Here is a 20,928-nt window from a genome sequence, read left to right as displayed (position 1 = left end):
CTGATTTTGAATTCCGGTCCTCTTATCGGGTCAGGCAACGCTGCGCACCGAATCCATCTCCGCGCCTTCGGTGAGGCGAATGTTGATCGGTGGCAGGGTCTCAAAGGCTGGTTTGGCGAAATAATATCCCTGGAAGAGCGTGACACCAGCGGCTTTGAGCGCGGCGAATTCCGCCGCGGTCTCGATACCTTCGGCCAGAACCATGATGTCGAGTTCTCTGGCAACGTAGAGAATGGCGGCCAGAATAGCGCGCCGGGCCGAGCACTGATCCACCCCGCGGACAAGCTTCATATCGATCTTGATCAGGTCGGGCTGAAAATCCGCGAGGAGACCCAGACCAGCATAGCCGGCTCCGAAGTCGTCGATGGCCGTTACAAAGCCTTGCCGACGATATTCGGCGATAATCCGCTGAAGATGACCGATATCGGTCATCTCTTCTGCTTCCGTAAACTCGAACATGACTGCGTTGACAGGGAAGCGATGCTTTTTCGCCGCCGAAAGCGTGGCTCGGAGGCATGCGGCGGGCTCATAGACCGCGTTCGGCAGAAAGTTGATGGAAAGGCGCAGATAGGGATACCCGAACAGGCGAGCCGCGAGTTCGATCGCCTTGGTGCGGCACGCCTGATCGAACTTGTATTTCTGTTCTGCCGAAACGCGGCTCAGAATCGAATACGCCCCTTCGCCCTGCATGCCGCGAATAAGAGCCTCGTAGCCCCAGACGCGGTTCGCTTTCGTGTCGACAATCGGCTGAAACGCCATAGAAAATTGAAAATCGAGCGGTTTTCCAGTTTGGCAACCGAGGCATGCAGGCGTTGACATAAGACTGTCTCTCTGGAGCTGAAATCCGCGCCAACGTGCACAACAAGTACTTAAACAACTCTAACGGATCGCTGGTTTTGGTGCCCTCAGTAATCGACCAGACCAAGAAAATATTAGCCGGGAAACTTTAGCGGAGCCAAGCATGGACCTCGATAACTTCACTCTCGAAACCGGTGCCGACGGCGTCGCTGTCCTTACCTGGGACATGCCCGAGCGCTCGATGAACGTCTTCACTGAAGAGGTGCTCGACGAGATCACGGTGGCGTTCGAGGATCTGACTGCGGACGATGCGGTCAAGGGCATCGTCATCACCTCCGGCAAACCGGGGTCGTTTACGGGCGGCGCGGATCTCAACATGCTGCGGCGGATGAACGAGGCCTATGAGGAAGAGCGCAATAGCGGTGAAGAGGCCGCGATGCAGGCCCTGTTCGATCGCGCGGGCCGCATGACCTGGCTCTGGCGCAAGATCGAGACTTGCGGCAAGCCTGTAGTCGCGGCGATCAACGGTACGTGCATGGGCGGCGGCTTCGAACTCGCGCTCGCCTGCCATGGCCGTGTGGTCGCACCGAAGGCGAAGCTTGGTCTGCCCGAGGTGAAGGTCGGCATCTTCCCCGGCGCGGGCGGGACCCAACGCGTCGCGCGCATGACCGACACTCAGTCGGCACTTCAGATGCTCCTAAAAGGTTCAACGCTCAGTCCCGAAAAGGCCTTGAAGATGGGCCTGATCGACGAGGTGGCGGATGGCGATCTCGTCGAGGCCGCAAAGGCGATGATCCTTGGTGGGCTCTCGGCCGAGAAGCCGTGGGACACGAAAGGCTACAAGCTGCCCTCGGGCGCGGTCTATTCACCGCAAGGCGCTCAGGTCTGGCCGGCAGTCGCATCGCTCTACCGGAAGGAGACCTACGACAATTATCCCGGCGCCCGCGCAATCATCAAATGCGTCTACGAAGGCCTGCTCGTTCCATTCGACACGGCACTGAAGATCGAACAGCGCTATTTTACCGAGGTCATCCGGACGCGAGAAGCTGCGATGATGATCCGTTCGCTCTTCGTCTCGATGCAGGCGCTGGGGAAGGGGGCGCGGCGTCCGAAAGACGTGCCGCCGACGGAGTTGAAGACGGTCGGGATCGTCGGGGCCGGCTTCATGGGGGCGGGTGTCGCCTTCGTCTCGGCTCAGGCCGGCCTCAATGTCGTGTTGGTCGACCGCGATCAGGAGACGGCGGAGAAGGGCAAGGCCTATTCGAAAAAGCTGGTCGATGGACTGGTTGAAAAGAAGCGGCTCAGTGCGGAACAGGGGGAAGCCCTTCTCTCTCGCATCACGGCGACGCCCGATTACGAAGCCCTGCGCGAGGCCAAGCTGGTGATCGAGGCGGTCTTCGAAGATCGCGATGTGAAGGCCGAGGTTTCGAAGAAGGTCGCTGCTGTTATCGGAGAGGATGCGATTTATGCGTCGAATACCTCGACGATCCCGATCTCTACGCTGGCCGAAGCTGCGCCCGATCCGGAACGCTTCATTGGAATCCACTTTTTCTCGCCGGTCGACAAAATGATGCTGACCGAGGTTATCCTTGGTGAGAAGACCGGGGAGACCGCGCTTGCGATGGCGCTCGACTACGTGCGGGCGATCAGGAAAACGCCGATCGTCGTCAACGATACCCGCGGCTTCTTCGCCAATCGCTGCGTGCTTCGCTACATGAACGAAGCCTACGACATGCTCGTCGAGGGCGTGCCGCCCGCGATGATCGAGAATGCCGCGAAGGCCGCCGGTATGCCGGTCGGCCCGCTGGCGCTCAACGACGAAGTCGCCGTCGATCTCTCCGAGAAGATCATGAAGGCGACCATTCGCGACATGGGCGAAGACGCCATCGATCCCGAGCACTACAAGCTGGTGACCTCGATGACGGCGAGCGGCCGGCTGGGGCGCAAAGCGGGGAAGGGCTTCTACGACTATCCGGAAAAGCCCGCCAAGAAGCATCTCTGGCCCGAGCTGAAAACGCTCTATCCGCAGAAGCCGGCCGATCAGGTGGATTTTGACGAACTGAAGAACCGCTTTCTCGCGACCATGGCCCTGGAAGCTGCCCGCACCATGGAGGAGGGTGTGGTTGTCGATCCGCGCGAGGCCGATGTCGGCTCTATCCTCGGTTTTGGATACGCGCCCTATACCGGCGGAGCGATCAGCTATATCGACGGAATGGGCACACCATCCTTCGCCGAACTTTGCTCGGACCTCGCAGAAAAATACGGCGAGCGGTTCGCTCCGACGCCGCTGCTCAAGGAAATGGCGGCGGCTGACGAGACATTTTACGCACGGTTCGGAAACGATGCTCCGTCCGCATGAATCCGCAGAGCCTTTTTGAAAAAAGAAGAGGGCGCGCAACCGTCTGAGAACGGTGCCGCCTTCCCGGATTTGTGATGCCGCCCGCTGAGCTCGGCATCGCACAAAAAGTTGTTTGCAGGGATCGCGCAAGCTGCTCGGCCTAGTTCTCCGGCCTTGTTAAGAGCAGAGGCTGGCCATGCGATATTTCGTGCCCCTGGGGAGGCGCCAAACCTGACCTCAAGCTAAACCGTTCATCTTCGTAAGGGTGGCTTTCTCTTCCCCCATCGTGTGATTATTCGTTGAGCGGAGCGGTTAGACTGTTCCAAATCGAGACTATCAAATAACCTTAGTATTTCGGTGAAGTAGTTCACTCACCTCGTGATGACGAGCCGGATCGGGCCAGTTTGAAGAGCCTGGACCGATCGAAGAGGCGCGCCGAGGTCCGAGTGTTCGAGGCAGGCAGGGTGGTGACAGGATGAATGGACCAACGACGAGCGGGACAAACCGCCCGAACGAGGAAATGATCCGAGACCGGCTGAGAAACCGCAGAAGCCTCTACGAGCTCAAGCGGGCATCCGGCCCCACTTACCAGCGCTGGGGGCGGACTTTCTTCGAAGAGCCGGAAGACGTTTCCCGCGCTGCGCCTGTCTGGCAACGTTATCCGATTTACGGCTTTCTCGCCGGAACGCTGAGCCTCGTCATCCTGTTCGGCGCAGCAGGCATAGTGGCGGCGAACTGGAAGAGCATTGCCAACGGTCTCGGCATCGGGAGTTATCTGACGGCTGAGTTGAGGAACGAAGAGCGCGATGCCGATACTTCGGACGCAATCGCGCTCAAGATCGCTACCGCTCACTCCGATCTCATTCCTGAAGGAACTGGCGAACCATTGGAGGGCGCAGAGGATCTGCTGCCAGCATTGGAGGCGGTGACTGCGAACGCCTCGCAGAAGCCGACGATCGCAAGCCCATCGGCGTCTGTTTCTGAAACGACGGATGCGCCGGAGACTTCAGGCGCCGAAATCCCGCCGAAATTATTGCCGGCTCTGAAGACCGTTGAGAAGTTGCCGGAGAGCGCGAAGCGAATTGCGATTACCGAGGTTCCTGCTGATCCAGGCATCGATCGCGATGTATTGACGGGAAGCCTTGCATCGGCGGCGAACGAGCCGACCGTCGCGTCGCTGCTCGATCGGGCAAGAGACATGGAGGCACGGACCGGTGCCGTGTGGCCGGGGTTTATTTCGCAATTTGCGGCCGGGATCGAAGCGCCCGCTGGGAGTGAAGCTGCGGCTGTGTCTGAAGACAGCATCGATGAAACGGCAATTCCGTTACCCGTATTCAAAGCCGATCCGGACATGGGAGTGGAAACCGATACGGAGAGTGACGCTGTCCCGGTATCGCCCATTGATGAGGAGCAATCCGGTTCCGGACTGCGGGGCGTCGCCAACGCCTATGTCAATATGCGTAGCGCGCCGGAGATGGACGCCGACATCCTGACGGTTCTCTCCAAAGGAACGCGTCTGACCGTTCTCGAATGCGATGACTGGTGCAAGGTTCGCTTCGAGGCGACGGAGGGCTACGTCTACGGAACCTTTATCGATACCCGGCAAGCCACAGGTGCTACGGTGGAAACAGGGACCCTCTGAATTCGCTCGGCGCTAACCGAATAGGCCCTTTTTCTCGGCTGTCGGCTCCGCAACGCGCCTGCCGCTCTGGCCGAGCGTATCGGCGACGCGTGCACCGCGCTCCCCGATCGGGTGCGGCGGATGAGAGGTCGTATCGTAGGCTGTCTGGTGCTCCATTTCGGCGTTCACCTCGGCGCCGATAATGAAGATGACAGAAGATACCCAGACCCACATCATGAAACCGATGACGGCGCCCAGTGAGCCATACATCGCATTGTAATTGGCGAAGTTCTGGAGATACCAGGAGAAGCTGATCGAGGCCGCGAGCCAGACGAATGCGGTCAGAAAGGCCCCGCCGATCACCCATTTCCAACGAGCCCGCTTGCGGCTTGGTCCATACCGGTAGATCGCCGCGATTGCCGCCACTATCAGCAGGAAAACGATGGGCCAGCGCAGAGCCGCGACGAAAATTTCGGTGAAGGTCTCGAGACCGACAACGCTCATGATTGCCGGAATAACGCCGATCGCCGTAATCAGCACGATGCCGACGATGATCATGCCGATCGTGAAGCAGAAGGCGACGGCGTTGAGCTTGATGAAGCTGCGCTGCTCGATCTCGCCATAAGCGACGTTCATCGCCTCGAACAATGTCTTGATGCCGTTGTTCGCGCTCCACATCGCGAAGAGAAAGCCCGTCAGGAAGCCGACGGAGAGCGAGGCCGGGTCCTGCTTTGCGAGCGTGTCGAGCTGACTTTCCAGAAGCTCGGTGCCCGCTTGCGGCAGGAACTGGCCTATAAAGGCGATATGATCGGAGATCGTGGTTGGATCGCTCACGAAGCCGTAGAGCGAGACGAACACGGCGAAGGCCGGGAAAAGCGCGAGCAGAAGGTAGAAGGTTGCGCCGGCCGCGATCAGCATCACCCGGTCTTCGAAGAAAGAAGAATAGAGCCTGAGACTGATGTCCTTCCAGCCTTTGAGCGGAATATCCATCGGGCCTTCGGCATCTCTGCCGCGTCCCGGTTCGCTCGCGCGCCGTCTTGTTTCCTCGTTCGTATAGGGGCTGAACCGTCCGACCATCCCGTTTCCATAGTTCCCTTCTGCTGCGGGACATAGGCCCGGAGGAGTCATCGTTTGAATGCGCCCGATGGGATGGAGTTCCCTTCGGCCTGTCCCAATACATAGCGTGCTGGAAGTTCGACGTGATCGGGGGCATGCACGGTCGGAGCGATCGGGAATCTCACCCTCCAGCGGTTTGTTTATCCGCCGTTGCCGGTGGTTACGACGCTGAACGATGATTGGTCGCTCGACTTCAGAGCTACCCTAAGGGGCGATTTTATTACAATTGCGAGACGACAAAGACTTGGCGTTTGCCCGTATTCGACGCTAACCTTATGGACAGCGTTCTTTTGAGCGCATAAGACGGAAGAGGATAATTTTCCTCTTGGAGCGTTGGTGACGAGCCCCAATGTTTTCACACGAAGAAGTCTGGTCGGCGATCGACGCTTTGGCAAATCGGAACGGCCTCACCCCTTCGGGACTTGCCCGAAAGGCCGGACTCGATCCGACGACGTTCAACAAATCCAAACGGTTGAGCGCCGACGGGCGGCCGCGATGGCCGTCGACCGAGTCGCTGTCGAAGATCATAGAGGCGGTCAATTCGTCCTTCACCGATTTCGCGCAACTCATGGCCGGCAAGAATGCCGACACGGCGCTGCGATCTCGCGACTCGGCGATTGCGATTCCACTTCTCGGCCTTGCTGAGGCTGGGGGCGGCGGCTTCTTCGACGATGCTGGATTTCCGGCGGGACACGGTTGGGACGAGATCACGCTTCCCGATGGCACCGACGAGCCGATGTACGCCCTCGAAGTCTCCGGCCGGTCCATGGAACCGCTCTACCGGGAAGGGGACCGGATCATCGTTTCGCCAACGGCCTCTGTGCGCCGCGGCGACAGGGTGGTCGTGAGGACCCGCGAGGGCGAGGTGATGGCAAAAATCCTGCAGCGGCAGACCGCGCGCACGGTCGAACTGTCGTCGCTCAATCCGGATTTCCCACCCCGGCAGTTCGCCGTGGAAGACATCGATTGGATGGCCCGCATTCTGTGGGCGAGCCAATAGGCGTCGCGTTTCATGCGACAGACCGTCTCGACACTCGCCATCGCCTTCGGCCTCGTCGTGCTCGTCGCGGGCCTGTTTGCGCTCGTTCCGGACGATATCCCTGACGAAACAAACTCTGTCGACACCGAGATTGACGTTCCTGACAACAAGGAAACAGAGACGAGCCAGAATGAGACGGACAATGACGCCGAAAGCGAGTTGAAAGCGCCGGCGAAGGCCCGAACCGTCTATGGTCGTCGATCCGACGACGATCCATTGCAGCCACTACGTCGGGTCGCGCCACGCGAGCCGCTTTCGGAGATTGCCGCACCGGAAAACGAACCCGATCCTGTCAAACGTCGTCTGCTGCCGCGTCCGATCGCCATCGATGCTGGCCATCTGAAAATCGACCAAGCGACGGTCGTTCTATCCGGCATAGAGGCGCCCGCCGCAAACGCACGCTGCGGACGTGGTAGCGGTGCTTGGCCATGCGGCGCTCGGGCGCGCACCGCATTACGGGCTTATCTGCGCGGACGTTCCGTCGAGTGCATCGCACCGCGTGATTTCGGCGAGCGCAACGAGACCGTCACCTCTTCCTGCACGCTTTCCGGCGAGGATATTGCGAGGTGGATCGTTTCAAACGGATGGGCCAAGGCCCTGCCGGATGGCCCCTATGGAGAACTGGAGAAGCGCGCCCGGAATGCCGGGCGCGGCATCTGGCGGTAATGCAACTCATGATAATATGATCTTTTTTAATCTATTTAAAATTGAATTTTGCACCAAAGGCGTTCACTCTCTTAGCGTTGAAAACGCAGGAGAAATTCCAATGGGTCAATTCACCGGAACATCTGGCGACGACGTCTTCTATCTAGAGGGGCAACCGCTTCAAGGCGGCACGGCTCACTCATATTACGCGTTGGAAGGAGACGATACCGTCTACGGCTCTTCGATTCCCGACTATATCCACGGCGGTGACGGAAACGACATTCTCTTTGGAGAAGGAGACGATGATTTCATCCAGGGCCAGGCTGGGAACGACCAACTTTACGGGGGCTCTGGAGACGACAATCTCGGCGGCGGAACCGGTTCTGACACCTTGGTAGGCGGAACCGGAAACGATCTGCTACGCGGGAATCAGGGCAACGACAACTACAGGTATCAGCCCGGCCAAGGAATGGACACGATCTCCGAAGACCAGGGACCTGCCGGTTTGGGAGGAGAGGGCGGCGGAACCGACCTCCTGTTCTTCAACGCTCTGGCCGCCGATATTCGCATCTACGGCAACAGTAGTGATCTACTCGTTACTACAGTTCAGGATATTGCGGATGGCTTCATTGACGAAGGCGTCCTTATTGAAGACTTCCACCTTGGCGGAGATCATGTCGTCGAGATACTCCAGTCAGCCGAGGGGTATCAGTTCGATTTGACAGTCTTTGTTTGATAGCAGAGCGAGACTAGCACCGGCCGGCATCAGACAAACTTGCCGGCCAGCGCGTCCTTTATCATTGCCCGCGTTTCCTCGATACCGTAGAGCGCCACGAAGGAACCGAAACGCGGGCCTTTTTCCTGGCCAAGCAGGACCTGATAGAGCGTCTGGAACCATTCGCCGGAAACACCGGGGCCGCCATCCGGGCCGGTCTTCTTCTTGTCCTGATAGCGCTCGATGGGGCGCGCGACGTCGAGCAGCGCGTTCTGGATCCTTGCCGCGTCTACGTCCGACGGAAGTTCGGCGAGCTTTGCATCCAACTTTTGCAAGGCATCGCGCTCGACCTCGTCCGGTGCGCGGAACTGCTTCGTCGGTTTGACGAAGTCGTCGTAGTAGCGGATCGCGTAGGTCACGAGCTGGTCGAGCTCGGCATCGCTCGCCGGCGTCACGCCCGGATAATAGCGCGAGATGAAGCCCCAGAGGGTTTCGGCATTCGAGGCATTCGAGGCCGAGACGAGATTGAGCAGCATGGCGAAGGGCACCTTGATGGTCTCCGCCGGCGGATTGCCCGAATGAATATGCCAGACCGGGTTCTGCAGCTGCTGCTTCGGCTCCTGCCGCTGATAGGCCGAGACGAACTGGTAATAGTCGTCGACTGCCTTCGGAATGACGTCGAAATAGAGCTTCTTCGCCGCCTTCGGCTTGTTGAACATGTAAAAGGAAAGGCTCTTCGGCGAGGCGTAGGTCAGCCACTCGTCGATGGTGAGGCCGTTCCCCTTCGACTTGGATATCTTCTGGCCGCCGTCGTCCAGAAAGAGTTCGTAGTTGAAGCCTTCCGGAGCCGGACTTCCAAGAGCGCGGCAGATCTTCGAGGAGAGGTTGACGGAGTCGATGAGATCCTTGCCGGCCATCTCGTAGTCGACGCCGAGCGCGGCCCAGCGAAGCGCCCAGTCCGCCTTCCACTGGCACTTGACCGCACCGCCGGTGACGGACGTTTCCATCCGCTCGCCGGTATCCGGATCGAGATAGGTGATCGTTCCCTTCTCGACATTCCGATCGACCATCGGGACCTGAAGCACGATGCCGCTGACCGGATGAACCGGCAGGAACGGCGAATAGGTCTCGCGCCGCTCCGGCCCGAGGGTGGGCAGGATGATGTCCATGACGTCGTCGTAGACGGCGAGCATCTTGAGGAGCGTTTCGTCGAACCGGCCGGAGGCGTAGTAGTCGGTCGCGGACGCGAACTCGTATTCGAAGCCGAACGTATCGAGAAAGGCGCGCAGCCTCGCATTGTTGTGGGCCGCGAAGGATGGATGCTCGTTCGTGAAAGGATCGGGAATGCGCGACAGCGGCTTGCCGATATGGCTCAACATCATCTCCCGATTGGGGATGTTGTCCGGCACCTTTCGCAGTCCGTCCATGTCATCGGAGAAGCAGATGAGCTTGGTCGCCACCTTGCCGTCGGTCAGGACCGAAAATGCGTTGCGGACCATCGTCGTACGCGCGACCTCGCCGAAGGTGCCTATGTGAGGAAGGCCCGATGGACCGTAGCCTGTCTCGAAAAGCACCGTCTCCGGCATCCCGCCTTTCTCGAAGCGTTTCAGGAGCTTGCGGGCCTCTTCGAACGGCCAGGCGTTCGATTCGAGTGCGAGTTCGGCAAGGTCTGAAGCTGCGGGCGGGTTCATGGGGGCCATTTCGTCTGAATTTTCGATGGGGACGCGCCTTTTACTAGGGCTTTCGCTTTGACGGCACCCATCATGCGCGTTGCGCAGGGTTTAGGAAGCAATCAGGGCGAACGTCAACCAAATGTTGAAATTCCCGAATGCAGCTGACTATCACCCTCAGCGGCCAGACTTGTGCGCATCTGCTGCGCTTCCTAGCTTGGGGACGGAAAAATGCCGGTCGAAAGAAGGAAGCACCAATGTCCGACGGACACGCCCAGGACGCTCTGATTCAGTTGATGCTCGCGGCTGCTGCGGCGGATGGAGCGATCAGCGACAAGGAGTTGCGCGAAGTCGACGAACTGATTTCCTTTCTGCCCGTCTTCGAAGGCTTCGACCGCGAGCGGCTTCCGTCAATAGCGGACCAGAACGCCAAAATGCTGTCCGCCGACGACGGGATCGACGCCATCGTCGAAAACCTGATCTCGAAGCTGCCGACGCGGCTCTACGAAACGGCATATGCGCTCGCGGTGGAAGTGATTTCGGCGGATGTCCGAGCGACACAGGCCGAGCTTCGGCTTCTGGAAATCCTGCGCGATGCCTTCGACATGGATCGCCTGACGTCAGGGGCTATCGAGCATTCGGCCCGCGTTCGTTTCCGCCGGCTCAACTGACCTTGCCGACGACCGCCATCCATATCGTCACCACGGATTGACGGGAAAATAACGCAGCAGAAGCTCTGAGAACGTCCCGTCTTCCACGATCTGCACGAGCGCATAGTCGATTGCGTCTGCAAGCTCGGAATCCTGAGCCCGGACCGCGACCGAAAGGCCTTCGCCGAGATACTGGTTCGACAGGAACGGTCCGTCCGAGAACGCGCAGCAGCCGTCAGCCCGCTCGCTTTCCAGCCAGAAGGACAGGCTGATACCGTCGCCGAAATATCCGGCGATCTCTCCCGATTTGACCGCCTCTAGAGCTTCGCTTCGATCATCGAAGCCTCGCGCCTCCGCTTGCGGAAAGAAAGCGCGGAACATTGCTTCATGGGCACTGCCTGCGGATATGCCGATTACCTTGCCTTGGAGGTTGCTGGATATCGGGACGGCGATGGGATCGCTCTTGCGCGTGACGAAGCGTGCTGGAAACCGGAGATAGGATTGCGAGAACGCAAAGCGGTTGCGGCTTCCGGGATTGATCGCGAGCCCTGCGATGACTGCCTCGCCGCGACCGGCCGCCAGCGCTTCCTCAAGATCACCAAAGGGCAGCGCTTCGATCTGGCAGACCGGAAGGATATCGAGTTCGACGCAGATCGCCCGCGTGAGATCGACGTTGAAGCCGACGAGGCGGCCGCGGGCATCGAGGAAATTGAAAGGCGGATAATCCGTAGCAGTGAGGAACCGGAGGCGGGACAGATCGGGCAGTTCGGGGCGTGTCAGGCGCTGGCGCTGATCGATGAAACTCGGCAGTTCGACATCCTGGGCGCGCGGCATGCTGCTCGGCCATAAGATGAGCGCACCAAAAACAAGAAAAATATACGGCAAACGCAACGTATACGAGATAAATTCTCGTTTTAATCTATTCTTCAGCATTCTGATTCCGTGCACACTTCAACTCAAGCGATCGTTTGCGGCGTTCTCTCATTGCGGTCGCGGTGTTGTGGGGGCATCGGTGGTACATTCCGTAAGCGTTGTCGAGTCTCATGCTGCAACAGAAAAGCCGGTCGTTCTTCCGCACTTGGATGATAGGCGACGACGACGACCACGGGATGCGCAGCAGGGACGGGAAGCGTCCCGCCGGATACTTGACGACCTCCAAGTGCCGCCGCCGGCAGAGCCGGTTGCCAGCGCCGTATTTCGGCGCTTGGGCATTTCGGCCAGTGCCATTCGTGAAGCGTGGAACGCCTCGCAAAGAAACGGAACAGACGTCGCGCGAGAGCTGATCTTTGAAGGCGTCATCGGCGAAGTCGATTATGCAGCGGCCGTGGCAATGGAACTCGGGCTGAGGTTTGAGAGCCCTGCCGACCGTGACGAGATCATTGAGATCGACGGTGAAATGGAAACGCCCTTTGCGGGAGCGCTGCGAACCTGCAATGCCGCACTCGAGCCGAAGCTTTTCGTGTTTCCGACGATCGAGCAACTTCCTAACCTGAGTCATAAGCTGAGGGAAAACCCCGTTCTGGCCAGATGGTGTCGTGTGACGACATTGTCTGCGCTCCGGGATAAGGAACTCGCGAGCACCCAGAAGGAGCGTTTTGGCGGCGCCACGTTAAGCCTTTCGGCAAAGATGCCCGAGCAATCTGCAAGGGCGGTTGTGAGCGGATGGCAAGGCGCGGCGATGAGCCTCGGACTTGCGACACTGGCCTGGTGGCTGACGGTCTCTTTCTGGAATGTCATGCTGTTTTTGCATGTATCGGCGGCGCTTTGTTTTACCGCATGGATTAGCCTTAGGTTTTGGGCTGCCGTCGGGCGCCACGGTCAGCCTTTCCCATCCGGACAGACGGGCGACGATCGAAACAGGCCCGTTTACTCCGTCCTCGTCGCCCTTCACAATGAACGGGAGGTCGTCTCCAGTCTTGTCGCCGGGCTCGAAGCTTTGAACTGGCCCAAATCGCGCATCGAAATCTTTCTGGTTTGCGAGGAAGACGATCTCGAAACCGTGGCGCTCTGCCAGCAGCACACCAAAGACAAGCCGCAGTTTCAGGTGATCCTCGTACCGCCGGGAAATCCGCGGACGAAACCGAAGGCGCTCAACCACGTTTTGCCCATCGTGAAAGGCGAATTTCTCGTCCTTTACGACGCGGAAGATACCCCTCATCCGGAGCAATTGCGCGAAGCGTTCGATCGTTACAGGAGCGGGCCCGACAATCTCGCCTGTCTTCAGGCTCCGCTAGTCATCCGCAATGCCGGCAAGAACTGGCTGACGGGCATCTTCGCCATGGAATATGCCGGGCTCTTTCGGGCCTTTCTGCCTTTTCTCTCTCACTACCGACTGCCGATCCCGCTGGGCGGCACAAGCAATCATTTCAAGGTTTCCTGCCTGAAGGCTGTCGGTGGCTGGGATTCTCATAATGTAACCGAAGACGCCGATCTCGGAATGCGAATGAAGCGCGCCGGTTATGAAATCGAGACGATCTCACTGCCGACGCAGGAGGATGCGCCGGAAGTCCTGTCGGTCTGGGTGGGCCAGCGAACGCGTTGGCTGAAGGGATGGATTCAGACCTACGCCGTGCATATGCGTGATCCGTCGCGCCTCATCCGCGATCTCGGCTTCAAGAGCTTCATCGTCTTTCAGCTGCTCTTCCATGGCATGATTACAGCCGCGCTGCTCCTGCCACTTGCTTTCGTCCTGATCGGGTTCACGCTCTGGCTGCAGTGGTCTACCGGTTGGGCGGAGACGACGGCATCGGCGCTCCTGCTTCTCGATCTGACGATCTTCTGCGGCGGATTCCTCAGCTTCGTCGCGCTGACGCTTCGCGGTGCTCGTGCGGAGGAGCGGCGCGTCTGCCTCCAATGGCTGCCAGTCGTGCCCATCTACTGGCTCTGCGTATCCCGTGCAGCCTATCGGGGCCTGTTTCAGCTCTTCAACAATCCCCATGCGTGGGAGAAGACCGCGCACGGCTTGGCTTCCCGTGCGGACAAATTGGATCCACGATATCGTCTCGATCCGATCTTCGATATCGCAGTGCGGGGTGAACTTATCAGCAAGTGAAAAGGGCCGTACAGGCAGGTTCCTGACGATGGAGGCTTTGTGGCCGCAAAACGCCAGGAGCAAGGCCGCGCGCTTTGAATGTCAGCGGTAACTGTACGCTCAGCCCTCTGCAGTCATCGCTGATTGAGGATAGCGGGACGATACGCCCATGTCGTGATGGAGGGCGCAGTTCAACTCGCGAAGCGCTTTATTCTCCTCGCGAAGACGCGAAATCAGCCGTGCAACATCGCAATCGAGAGCCTTGTGCTCTGAGTCGGAAGGCAGAATACGGAAAGTCGGAAATTCTTCATTTCGCATGATGAACCCCTCGTGCCGATCACAACGAAATCCCTTCGTTGGCATGTGCTATCATGCTACAGCAGATTTCGCTGGGGCGCGATCTGCAAAGCCATAAATATTCTTAATGTTTGGTTGCGCTCGCGCGGTGCTGCGAGCCGGTCTGCCCATAGACACGATCGGAACCGATGTTAGGTTCTCGACTTCCTGCGAGCTTCGGGAGGGGCCATCATGGCGGATGTCGGATATCGAATGGTCGTGCACGGGCGCGTGCAAGGTGTCGGGTTTCGCGACTGGACCGAGAGGACGGCATCTGCCCACGGGCTCTCGGGATGGTGCCGTAACCGACGTGACGGAACTGTCGAGATCATGGTTTCCGGGCACCAGGAGAAGGTCGAGACCTTTCGCACTGAGGTGCACACCGGCCCAACGGTTGCGAAAGTCGAGAATGTCGAAGCAAGCGAAATTGAAGAGCGGTTCTCCGGCGCGTTCGAAGTCCGGGCGACGGCCTGAACAAAGCCTCTAAGCCGGTTTAGTCTGTGTCTTCCGTCAGTCCGAAGATTGCCTCGAAATGGCGGCGGAGCAGCGTATCGACTTCTGGCATGGAAACGAGATGGCCGAGATCGGCAAGGCTCGTCACGCCATGGTCGCGAACTCCGCAGGGCACGATGCCGGAAAAGTGGGTCAAATCCGGATCGACGTTGAGCGATATTCCGTGGAACGTCACCCATTTGCGCACCCTAATACCGATGGCGGCGATCTTGTCTTCGCCCGGTGAACCATCCGGCAGTGGCGGACGCTCGGGCCGCTCGACCCAGACTCCGACCCGATCCTCCCGGCGTTCTCCCTTGATATGGAATTCGGCAAGCGTGGCGATGATCCAGGCTTCGAGCGCTGCCACAAAGGCGCGGATGTCCTGCCGCCGCCGTTTCAGATCGAGACAAACATAGGCGATGCGCTGGCCCGGCCCGTGATAGGTGTACTCACCGCCTCGGCCCGCGTCGAAAACGGGAAAGCGTGTCGCATCGACGAGGTCGGCGGCTTTGGCCTTCGTGCCCGCCGTGTAGAGCGGCGGATGCTCGAGCAGGAAGACCGTTTCCGGCGCCGTGCCGGCATCAATCTCCGCGACGCGCTTTTCCATCATCGCAAGCGCATTCGGATAATCGGTGAGGTCGTCGATGATCGTCCAGCGGACAGGGGGCGCGCCTGCTGCCGCTGGAAAGGCTTCGGCTGAGGTCGCGAGGCGGGGTGTCGGTATTGGCGCCTGGACTGGCGAGATCGCGGTCATGCCGGCAAGATAGGCCTTCTCGACATGGCGCGACAGGGGGCGCCGTGATCCATTCTGCAGGTGATTTGATGGTCCCGCGAAATTCACGACGAAAGCTGTGCGGATTGCTCTTGCGGGCGGAAGGAAGTCTTGTTACATGCCCGCTCACCGAAGCAGGCCAGCGCTTCGGACACGGCGTGCGGTCGTGGCGGAATTGGTAGACGCGCAGCGTTGAGGTCGCTGTGGGGCAACCCGTGGAAGTTCGAGTCTTCTCGACCGCACCATTTTCTTTTCTAGAAAATTTTGACGTGAAATCCGAGCACGGTGACGCATGTCTCGGGTGAGGGGTGATCGCGTGATGCGAACCCGATCATGCGGCGTTCCAACGGAATAGGCAACCTTTTCCTGAGGCACGAATCCATCTAGAGCCTGCACTGTCGTCGAGCGGTGGCCGCGCGGCCGGAGAGGGAGGGGGACCATGGCTGAAACTCTGGAAACCCGGCGCAGGTCCGAACAGGCGCGCGATCTCGGCATCTATGACGAAGACGGTTTCGTCGAGGGCACCTTTCTCCAGCGGATCGAGGCGCTTGTCGAGGCCGGAGATGCCGCGACCTTAAAGTCGCTCGTCGAGCCACTGCACGAATCCGAACTTGGCGACATTCTCGAAACACTCGATGCGGAACCGCGCCAGGGTCTGGTGAGCCTGCTCGGCGAGGATTTCGATTATGCGGCACTGACCGAGGTCGATGAGGCGATCCGCCTTTCGATCGTCGAGGCTATGCCGAACCCGCAAATCGCGGCGGCCCTCGGCGAGCTCGATTCGGACGATGCGGTCTATATCCTCGAGGATATCGAGGAAGAGGATCGCAAAGAGATCCTCGCGGCATTGCCGTTCCGAGAGCGGATGCGGCTGAGGCGCTCCCTCGAATATCCGGAAGAATCGGCCGGTCGGCGGATGCAGACCGAATATGTCGCGGTTCCTCCTTACTGGTCCGTCGGTCAGACAATCGATTACATGCGTGAGGATGACGATCTGCCGACATCGTTCGCGCAGATCTTTGTCGTCGATCCGATGCTGAAGCTAATCGGTGCGGTGGAACTGGACCGCATTCTGCGGGCGAAGCGCCCGGAGAAAATCGAAGACATCATGCACGACACGCGGCACGCGATCCCGGCCGAGATGGACCAGGAAGAGGCCGCGCAGATTATTGAGCAATACGACCTTCTCTCGGCGGCGGTGGTCGACGAGGGGGAGCGGCTTGTCGGTGTGCTGACGATCGACGACGTGATCGACATCGTTCAGGCGGAGGCCGAAGAGGACATCAAGCGCCTTGGTGGTGTCGGCGACGAAGAGATTTCCGACACCGTGCTGACGGCCGTGCGCTCGCGCTTCACCTGGCTTTTGGTGAACCTTGCGACGGCAATTCTCGCATCGCTGGTCATCGGCCTGTTCGACGCCACGATCCAGCAGATGGTAGCACTAGCCGTGCTGATGCCGATTGTTGCCTCCATGGGCGGCAATGCGGGCACCCAGACGATGACGGTTGCTGTGCGGGCGCTCGCCTCGCGTGATATCGACCTCAGAAATGCCGGTCGTATCATCCGGCGCGAAAGCATCATCGGCCTGCTGAACGGCGTACTTTTCGCTATGTTGATCGGAGCGGTTGCCGCAGTCTGGTTCCAGAATGTGGGGCTCGGTCAGGTGATCGCGATTGCGATGGTGATCAACATGATCGCGGCTGCTCTCGCCGGCATCCTGATTCCGCTCGTCCTCGATAATCTTGGGGCCGACCCGGCGCTCGCCTCCGGCACGTTCGTGACGACGGTGACGGATGTCGTTGGTTTCTTTGCCTTTCTCGGCCTCGCGGCCTGGTGGTTCGGGCTCGGATAACTACGGGTGAAATTCTCGGTTTAGTTAGCTGATTTATCGCCTTTCTACTAAAACGCCAGTTTGACTTTTACGTAAGTCTAAGACCAAGCTTTTGCGTGGAAAAGGCGCACGATACCACCATGGACGAGTTCTTCTCGATCACCGATCTCACGCAGGAGTTCGGCGTTTCCACGCGGACGATCCGCTTCTATGAGGATGAAGGGCTCATTCATCCGGTGCGGCGTGGACGAACGCGGCTCTTTCGACATTCAGACCGGACGCTGCTGCGGAATATTCTCCGCGGGAAGCGGCTTGGCTTCTCCATCGCCGAGCTGCGCGAAATCGTCGATATGTATAAGGCGCCGCCAGGCGAAGCCGGTCAGTTGCAGTCGATCATCGCCAAACTTCGGGAACGGCGTGCCGAACTCGAACAAAAACGTCGCGACATCGACGATCTCCTGAGCGATATCGATTCTGCCGAAACCGCCTGTATGGGTCGGCTCTTGGACATCTCGGAGAGCCGCGGCACGGCATCGCCTGATTGAGCGCTTGTCTGACCGCTAATTTGCTTGCTCGTCGCCCATGAAGGATTCGAACGAGCAGCGCTCGGCAATCCGGCCGACGCTCTGGCGCTGCGTTTCGTCGAGTTGCCCGCCCATCATCCGCTCCAAGAGATTGTCCGCGACGAGAGCATCCCGTGTGCAGCTGCAATAGCGGGCACAGAACGCCTCGCTCTGTGTGGCCAGACAGGTCTGTCGGCAATCACGGGCGAAAGAGAGGTTCGGATCGGGCGGTATGACGAGTGTCGCGAGGAAGACGAGGCCGAACAGGATTGGCTGATGGAGGAGGTAGAAGGCAAGGGAGTGCCGACCCAGAACCGCGGTCTGGCGGAGCGGCCCAAGCCATGGATCCATCCGACGCACGAACCGAAGAAGCTGGTAGTCGGCGGTGAGGCGGCCTGCGGCCATGCCCAGAAGAACGACGCCGAAAAACGGGAAGATCGGAACGAAGTCGTTCGAGAAGGGTGGTGTCGCGTTGAGACCAATCCAGACGAGATAGGCTGGATCGAAAAATTCGCTTCTGAAAAACAAGGGAAGCGCGATCACGCAAACACCAAGGAGGAGCGTCACCGGCCAGGGCACCCGGATGAAGAAGAGTCCTAGGAGCGAAGCCACCGCGATGTGATGCAGGATGCCGAAGAAGACGAAGCTGTCGGGCGTAACGAATATCGTCACCACGGTGATCGCCAGGGCGCTCGCGACGATCTGTGCAAGCCTTATGAGAAATGGCCGCCAGCGAATGCCTTTGGCATGGGCGAGGATCAGGCTGAAACCGACGAGAAAAAGAAAGCTCGACGCGATGCAGCGGGCGAAGATGATCCAGCCGCCGCTTGTCGCCATGCCGCGCGTGACATAGCCGAAATTGTCGAGATCCCAGGCGAAATGATAAACCGCCATGGCGATGAGCGCGATCGCTCGCGCGACGTCGATCGTGTCGATACGTCCGCGTTCGGCCGGCGCCTTGGCGGCAGATTCGCCGGTCGAACCCGTATCATTTCGTTTCAGGTCCGCCATTGCGTACGCTTCTCGTTCTGGACCGATCCGGCCTTTGCCTATCTTCTTTGCGAGGAGGCCGGAAGCCCCGGCCAAACAGCAATTGAATATGAGAGTTTTTCATGAAGATCATCGAAGCCCACGGCGCGTCCATCCCTGGGCTCGGGCTCGGCACCTACACGTTGAAAGGCGAGGAGTGCATCAACATCGTCGCGAAGGCGATCGAGACCGGCTATCGGCACATCGACGATGCGAAGATGTACGATAACGAAAAGGATGTCGGCGAGGGAATTCGCCGCAGCGGCATCGAGCGCGAGAAGCTTTTCGTGACGACAAAGGTCTGGTGGACGGACATTACCCGCGAAAAGCTGCTCGAATCGGCGAGAAAAAGCACCGATGATCTCGGCATCGGGCCGGTCGATCTCCTGCTCATCCATTGGCCCAATCCGGATGTCGCGCTGGAGGAGAGCATCGACGCGCTGAACGAGACAATCTCGGAAGGGCTGACGAAATTCATCGGGGTCGCGAATTTTCCGAACGCGTTGTTTCGCGAAGCTGCCGCGATGTCGACCAATCCGCTCGTCTGCAATCAGGTCGAGTATCACCCGATGCTGAGCCAGAACAGCGTTCTGTCGGCCTGTCGGGACAACGCGGCGGCGATGATCGCCTATTCGCCGATTGGCCAAGGTGGTGATCTTCTCGACAAGGCGCCGATCAGGCAGGCGGCCGAGGCGCATGGCAAGTCGCCGGCGCAGATTGTGCTCGCCTGGCACATGAGCCAGGATAGGGTCGGCGCGATCCCGCGGACATCGAATCCCGATCGCCTCGCGGAAAACTTGGATGTCTTCGACATCGACCTGACAGCTGAGGAGATCGATGCGATCTCGTCCCTCCAGTCGCCAGAAGGGCGCCTGATCGATCCGTCCTTCGCGCCGGTCTGGGATCGCGATTGATGGAAATGGAGCGGCTTGCGCAGCTCTGGCAGGACGTCCTCGACGAGGGCCGGAACGCGCTCGACTTCTTCTACCAGCCCTCGCAGCTGGCGCAGGTCGCGGCGGTTCTCGTCTGCTACGTGCTTGCATTCCTGGCGGACCGCGCGACACGCAAGCCGATCGAGGATCAGGCGCGTAAGATCAAGGGCGCGCCCGGCGTCCTCAGGATCGTCGTCGCAATCCGGCGACGCATGCGCCTCGTCTTCTTCGTGCTCTTCCTCTTCCTGACGACGCTGCTCGATATCAGCGCGGGCGGGCCGCGCAGCCAGATCGTCACCATCGTCTTCAATCTCGCGCTGGCGCTGCTTGTCATCTCGGTCGCCTCGCGGCTGGTGCGCAACCGCCTCCTGTCGCGATCGATTACCTGGATCGCCTGGGGAATGGCCGCGCTTTCGATTCTCGGGTTGTTACAACCGCTCGCGCTGGTTCTCGACTCGGCTGCGATCTTCGTCGGTGAAAGCCGGATTTCGGCCTTGGTCTTCATCAAGACGATCATGGTTCTCGCCATCACGTTGTGGGTCGCGAGCCTCGTCGGCCGCTATCTGGACGGCAGGGTCCAGAAGTCGGAGGAACTGACCCCGACCCTGCGCGTGCTGATCGGCAAGTTCCTGAAGATAGGGCTGATCCTGCTTTCGCTGGCGATCTCGCTCGCCGCCGTCGGCGTCGATCTGACGGCGCTGACCGTGTTTTCGGGTGCCATCGGTGTCGGCCTCGGCTTCGGTCTTCAGAAGGTCGTCTCGAACTTCATCTCCGGCATCATCATCCTGCTCGATCGCTCGATCAAACCGGGTGACACGATCTCGCTCGACAATACGTTCGGCTGGATCAGGGAGTTGAGGGCGCGTTTCGTTTCCGTCGTCACCCGCGATGGCAAGGAATATCTGATTCCGAACGAGGACTTCATCACCAACAAGGTGATCAACTGGTCGTTCTCGAACGATCTGGTGCGCGTCGATGTGGAGTTCGGCGTGTCCTACAATTCCGACCCTCACCAAGTGATCGAGATCGCCAAGGAAGCCACGCTGAGTGTCGACCGCGTCGTCGCCCATCGCGGCGTCGTGTGCTGGATGACGGCGTTCGGCTCGTCCTCGATCGACTTCATCATCCGTTTTTGGATCAAGGATGCGCCGGCGGGTCTCGTCAACGTGAAGGGTGAGGTCTTGATCGCGCTATGGGACGCCTTCAAGGAGGCGGGCATCAATATCCCGTTCCCCCACCGCGAGATCATCATGCGAACGCCCGTCGAACTCGGTGTTTCTGACGCCGATCTCGAACTTCTGCGAAAATTCCGGCGCGAACCGGGAGGCGGGTCGGAAGACCAATAGG

18 protein-coding genes and 1 tRNA gene are annotated in these 20,928 nt (G+C 59.5%); 13 read left to right on the top strand and 6 right to left on the bottom strand.

Translation table 11 applies throughout. The features are described 5' to 3' along the window. Positions 1-30: 30 nt before the first annotated feature. Positions 31-819, bottom strand: coding sequence for an EAL domain-containing protein (locus ABRA89_RS08865; protein WP_349941100.1), 789 nt, complete (start codon positions 817-819; stop codon positions 31-33). 142 nt (positions 820-961) lie between these two features. Here ABRA89_RS08865 and ABRA89_RS08860 point away from each other — a divergent pair, with 142 nt between their 5' ends. Continuing rightward, positions 962-3,157, top strand: coding sequence for a 3-hydroxyacyl-CoA dehydrogenase NAD-binding domain-containing protein (locus tag ABRA89_RS08860; RefSeq protein ID WP_349941099.1), 2,196 nt, complete (start codon positions 962-964; stop codon positions 3,155-3,157). A 454-nt stretch (positions 3,158-3,611) separates the two neighbouring features. Next, positions 3,612-4,778, top strand: coding sequence for an SH3 domain-containing protein (locus ABRA89_RS08855; RefSeq protein ID WP_349941098.1), 1,167 nt, complete (start codon positions 3,612-3,614; stop codon positions 4,776-4,778). 12 nt (positions 4,779-4,790) lie between these two features. Here the strand turns inward: ABRA89_RS08855 and ABRA89_RS08850 are convergent, their stop codons facing one another. Next, a complete protein-coding gene (locus tag ABRA89_RS08850) occupies positions 4,791-5,834 on the bottom strand; it encodes a YihY/virulence factor BrkB family protein (RefSeq protein ID WP_349941097.1) in 1,044 nt (347 codons plus the stop codon). A gap of 388 nt (positions 5,835-6,222) precedes the next feature. Between ABRA89_RS08850 and ABRA89_RS08845 the strand changes: the two genes are divergently transcribed. The 3 genes from ABRA89_RS08845 to ABRA89_RS08835 are packed head-to-tail and all read left to right on the top strand — an operon-like array spanning position 6,223 to position 8,293. Continuing rightward, positions 6,223-6,873, top strand: a complete 651-nt coding sequence (locus tag ABRA89_RS08845) for a S24 family peptidase (protein WP_349941096.1) — start codon at positions 6,223-6,225, stop codon at positions 6,871-6,873. A gap of 12 nt (positions 6,874-6,885) precedes the next feature. Continuing rightward, the gene (locus ABRA89_RS08840) at positions 6,886-7,578 is read left to right on the top strand and encodes a thermonuclease family protein (RefSeq protein WP_349941095.1); all 693 of its coding nucleotides are present in this window, start codon (positions 6,886-6,888) and stop codon (positions 7,576-7,578) included. Beyond that, on the top strand, positions 7,553-8,293 hold the full coding sequence (locus tag ABRA89_RS08835; protein ID WP_349941094.1) for a calcium-binding protein: 741 nt from the start codon (positions 7,553-7,555) through the stop codon (positions 8,291-8,293). Before ABRA89_RS08840 ends, ABRA89_RS08835 begins: the two co-directional genes overlap by 26 nt. Before the next feature lie 29 nt (positions 8,294-8,322). On the opposite strand, the gene ABRA89_RS08830 is transcribed toward ABRA89_RS08835, so the two are convergent. Continuing rightward, positions 8,323-9,963, bottom strand: coding sequence for a lysine--tRNA ligase (locus tag ABRA89_RS08830; protein ID WP_349941093.1), 1,641 nt, complete (start codon positions 9,961-9,963; stop codon positions 8,323-8,325). Positions 9,964-10,199: 236 nt separating this feature from the next. On the opposite strand from ABRA89_RS08830, the gene ABRA89_RS08825 reads away from it, so the two are divergent. Then, the gene (locus ABRA89_RS08825; RefSeq protein ID WP_349941092.1) at positions 10,200-10,613 is read left to right on the top strand and encodes a tellurite resistance TerB family protein; all 414 of its coding nucleotides are present in this window, start codon (positions 10,200-10,202) and stop codon (positions 10,611-10,613) included. A 27-nt stretch (positions 10,614-10,640) separates the two neighbouring features. On the opposite strand, the gene ABRA89_RS08820 is transcribed toward ABRA89_RS08825, so the two are convergent. Then, positions 10,641-11,426 carry a transporter substrate-binding domain-containing protein gene (locus tag ABRA89_RS08820; protein ID WP_349941091.1) on the bottom strand — a complete coding sequence of 262 codons (786 nt, stop codon included), beginning with the start codon at positions 11,424-11,426 and terminating at the stop codon, positions 10,641-10,643. Between ABRA89_RS08820 and ABRA89_RS08815 the strand changes: the two genes are divergently transcribed. Both ABRA89_RS08815 and ABRA89_RS08810 read left to right on the top strand, forming a co-directional pair. Further along, the gene (locus ABRA89_RS08815; RefSeq protein ID WP_349941090.1) at positions 11,389-13,644 is read left to right on the top strand and encodes a glycosyltransferase family 2 protein; all 2,256 of its coding nucleotides are present in this window, start codon (positions 11,389-11,391) and stop codon (positions 13,642-13,644) included. The genes ABRA89_RS08820 and ABRA89_RS08815 overlap by 38 nt on opposite strands. Before the next feature lie 507 nt (positions 13,645-14,151). Further along, complete coding sequence (locus ABRA89_RS08810; RefSeq protein WP_349941089.1) at positions 14,152-14,433, top strand: acylphosphatase; 282 nt, start codon at positions 14,152-14,154, stop codon at positions 14,431-14,433. A 19-nt stretch (positions 14,434-14,452) separates the two neighbouring features. On the opposite strand, the gene lipB is transcribed toward ABRA89_RS08810, so the two are convergent. Continuing rightward, positions 14,453-15,208, bottom strand: a complete 756-nt coding sequence (lipB, locus tag ABRA89_RS08805) for a lipoyl(octanoyl) transferase LipB (protein ID WP_349941088.1) — start codon at positions 15,206-15,208, stop codon at positions 14,453-14,455. A gap of 178 nt (positions 15,209-15,386) precedes the next feature. Between lipB and ABRA89_RS08800 the strand changes: the two genes are divergently transcribed. The 3 genes from ABRA89_RS08800 (at position 15,387) to ABRA89_RS08790 (ending at position 17,602) form a co-directional block, all read left to right on the top strand. Continuing rightward, positions 15,387-15,471: transfer RNA gene (locus ABRA89_RS08800), tRNA-Leu, on the top strand. 194 nt (positions 15,472-15,665) lie between these two features. Further along, positions 15,666-17,078, top strand: coding sequence for a magnesium transporter (mgtE, locus tag ABRA89_RS08795; protein WP_349941087.1), 1,413 nt, complete (start codon positions 15,666-15,668; stop codon positions 17,076-17,078). Positions 17,079-17,197: 119 nt separating this feature from the next. Further along, positions 17,198-17,602, top strand: a complete 405-nt coding sequence (locus ABRA89_RS08790; RefSeq protein ID WP_349941086.1) for a MerR family transcriptional regulator — start codon at positions 17,198-17,200, stop codon at positions 17,600-17,602. Positions 17,603-17,617: 15 nt separating this feature from the next. Here the strand turns inward: ABRA89_RS08790 and ABRA89_RS08785 are convergent, their stop codons facing one another. Further along, the gene (locus ABRA89_RS08785) at positions 17,618-18,631 is read right to left on the bottom strand and encodes a heparan-alpha-glucosaminide N-acetyltransferase (protein ID WP_349941085.1); all 1,014 of its coding nucleotides are present in this window, start codon (positions 18,629-18,631) and stop codon (positions 17,618-17,620) included. A 101-nt stretch (positions 18,632-18,732) separates the two neighbouring features. Here ABRA89_RS08785 and ABRA89_RS08780 point away from each other — a divergent pair, with 101 nt between their 5' ends. Both ABRA89_RS08780 and ABRA89_RS08775 read left to right on the top strand, forming a co-directional pair. Further along, positions 18,733-19,563, top strand: a complete 831-nt coding sequence (locus ABRA89_RS08780) for an aldo/keto reductase (protein ID WP_349941084.1) — start codon at positions 18,733-18,735, stop codon at positions 19,561-19,563. Beyond that, complete coding sequence (locus ABRA89_RS08775; RefSeq protein ID WP_349941083.1) at positions 19,563-20,927, top strand: mechanosensitive ion channel family protein; 1,365 nt, start codon at positions 19,563-19,565, stop codon at positions 20,925-20,927. Before ABRA89_RS08780 ends, ABRA89_RS08775 begins: the two co-directional genes overlap by 1 nt. Position 20,928 lies beyond the last annotated feature (1 nt).

Source organism: Fulvimarina thalattae (assembly GCF_040239565.1).
GTDB lineage: Bacteria > Pseudomonadota > Alphaproteobacteria > Rhizobiales > Rhizobiaceae > Fulvimarina.
This window is presented reverse-complemented; position numbering and strand designations above follow the sequence as displayed.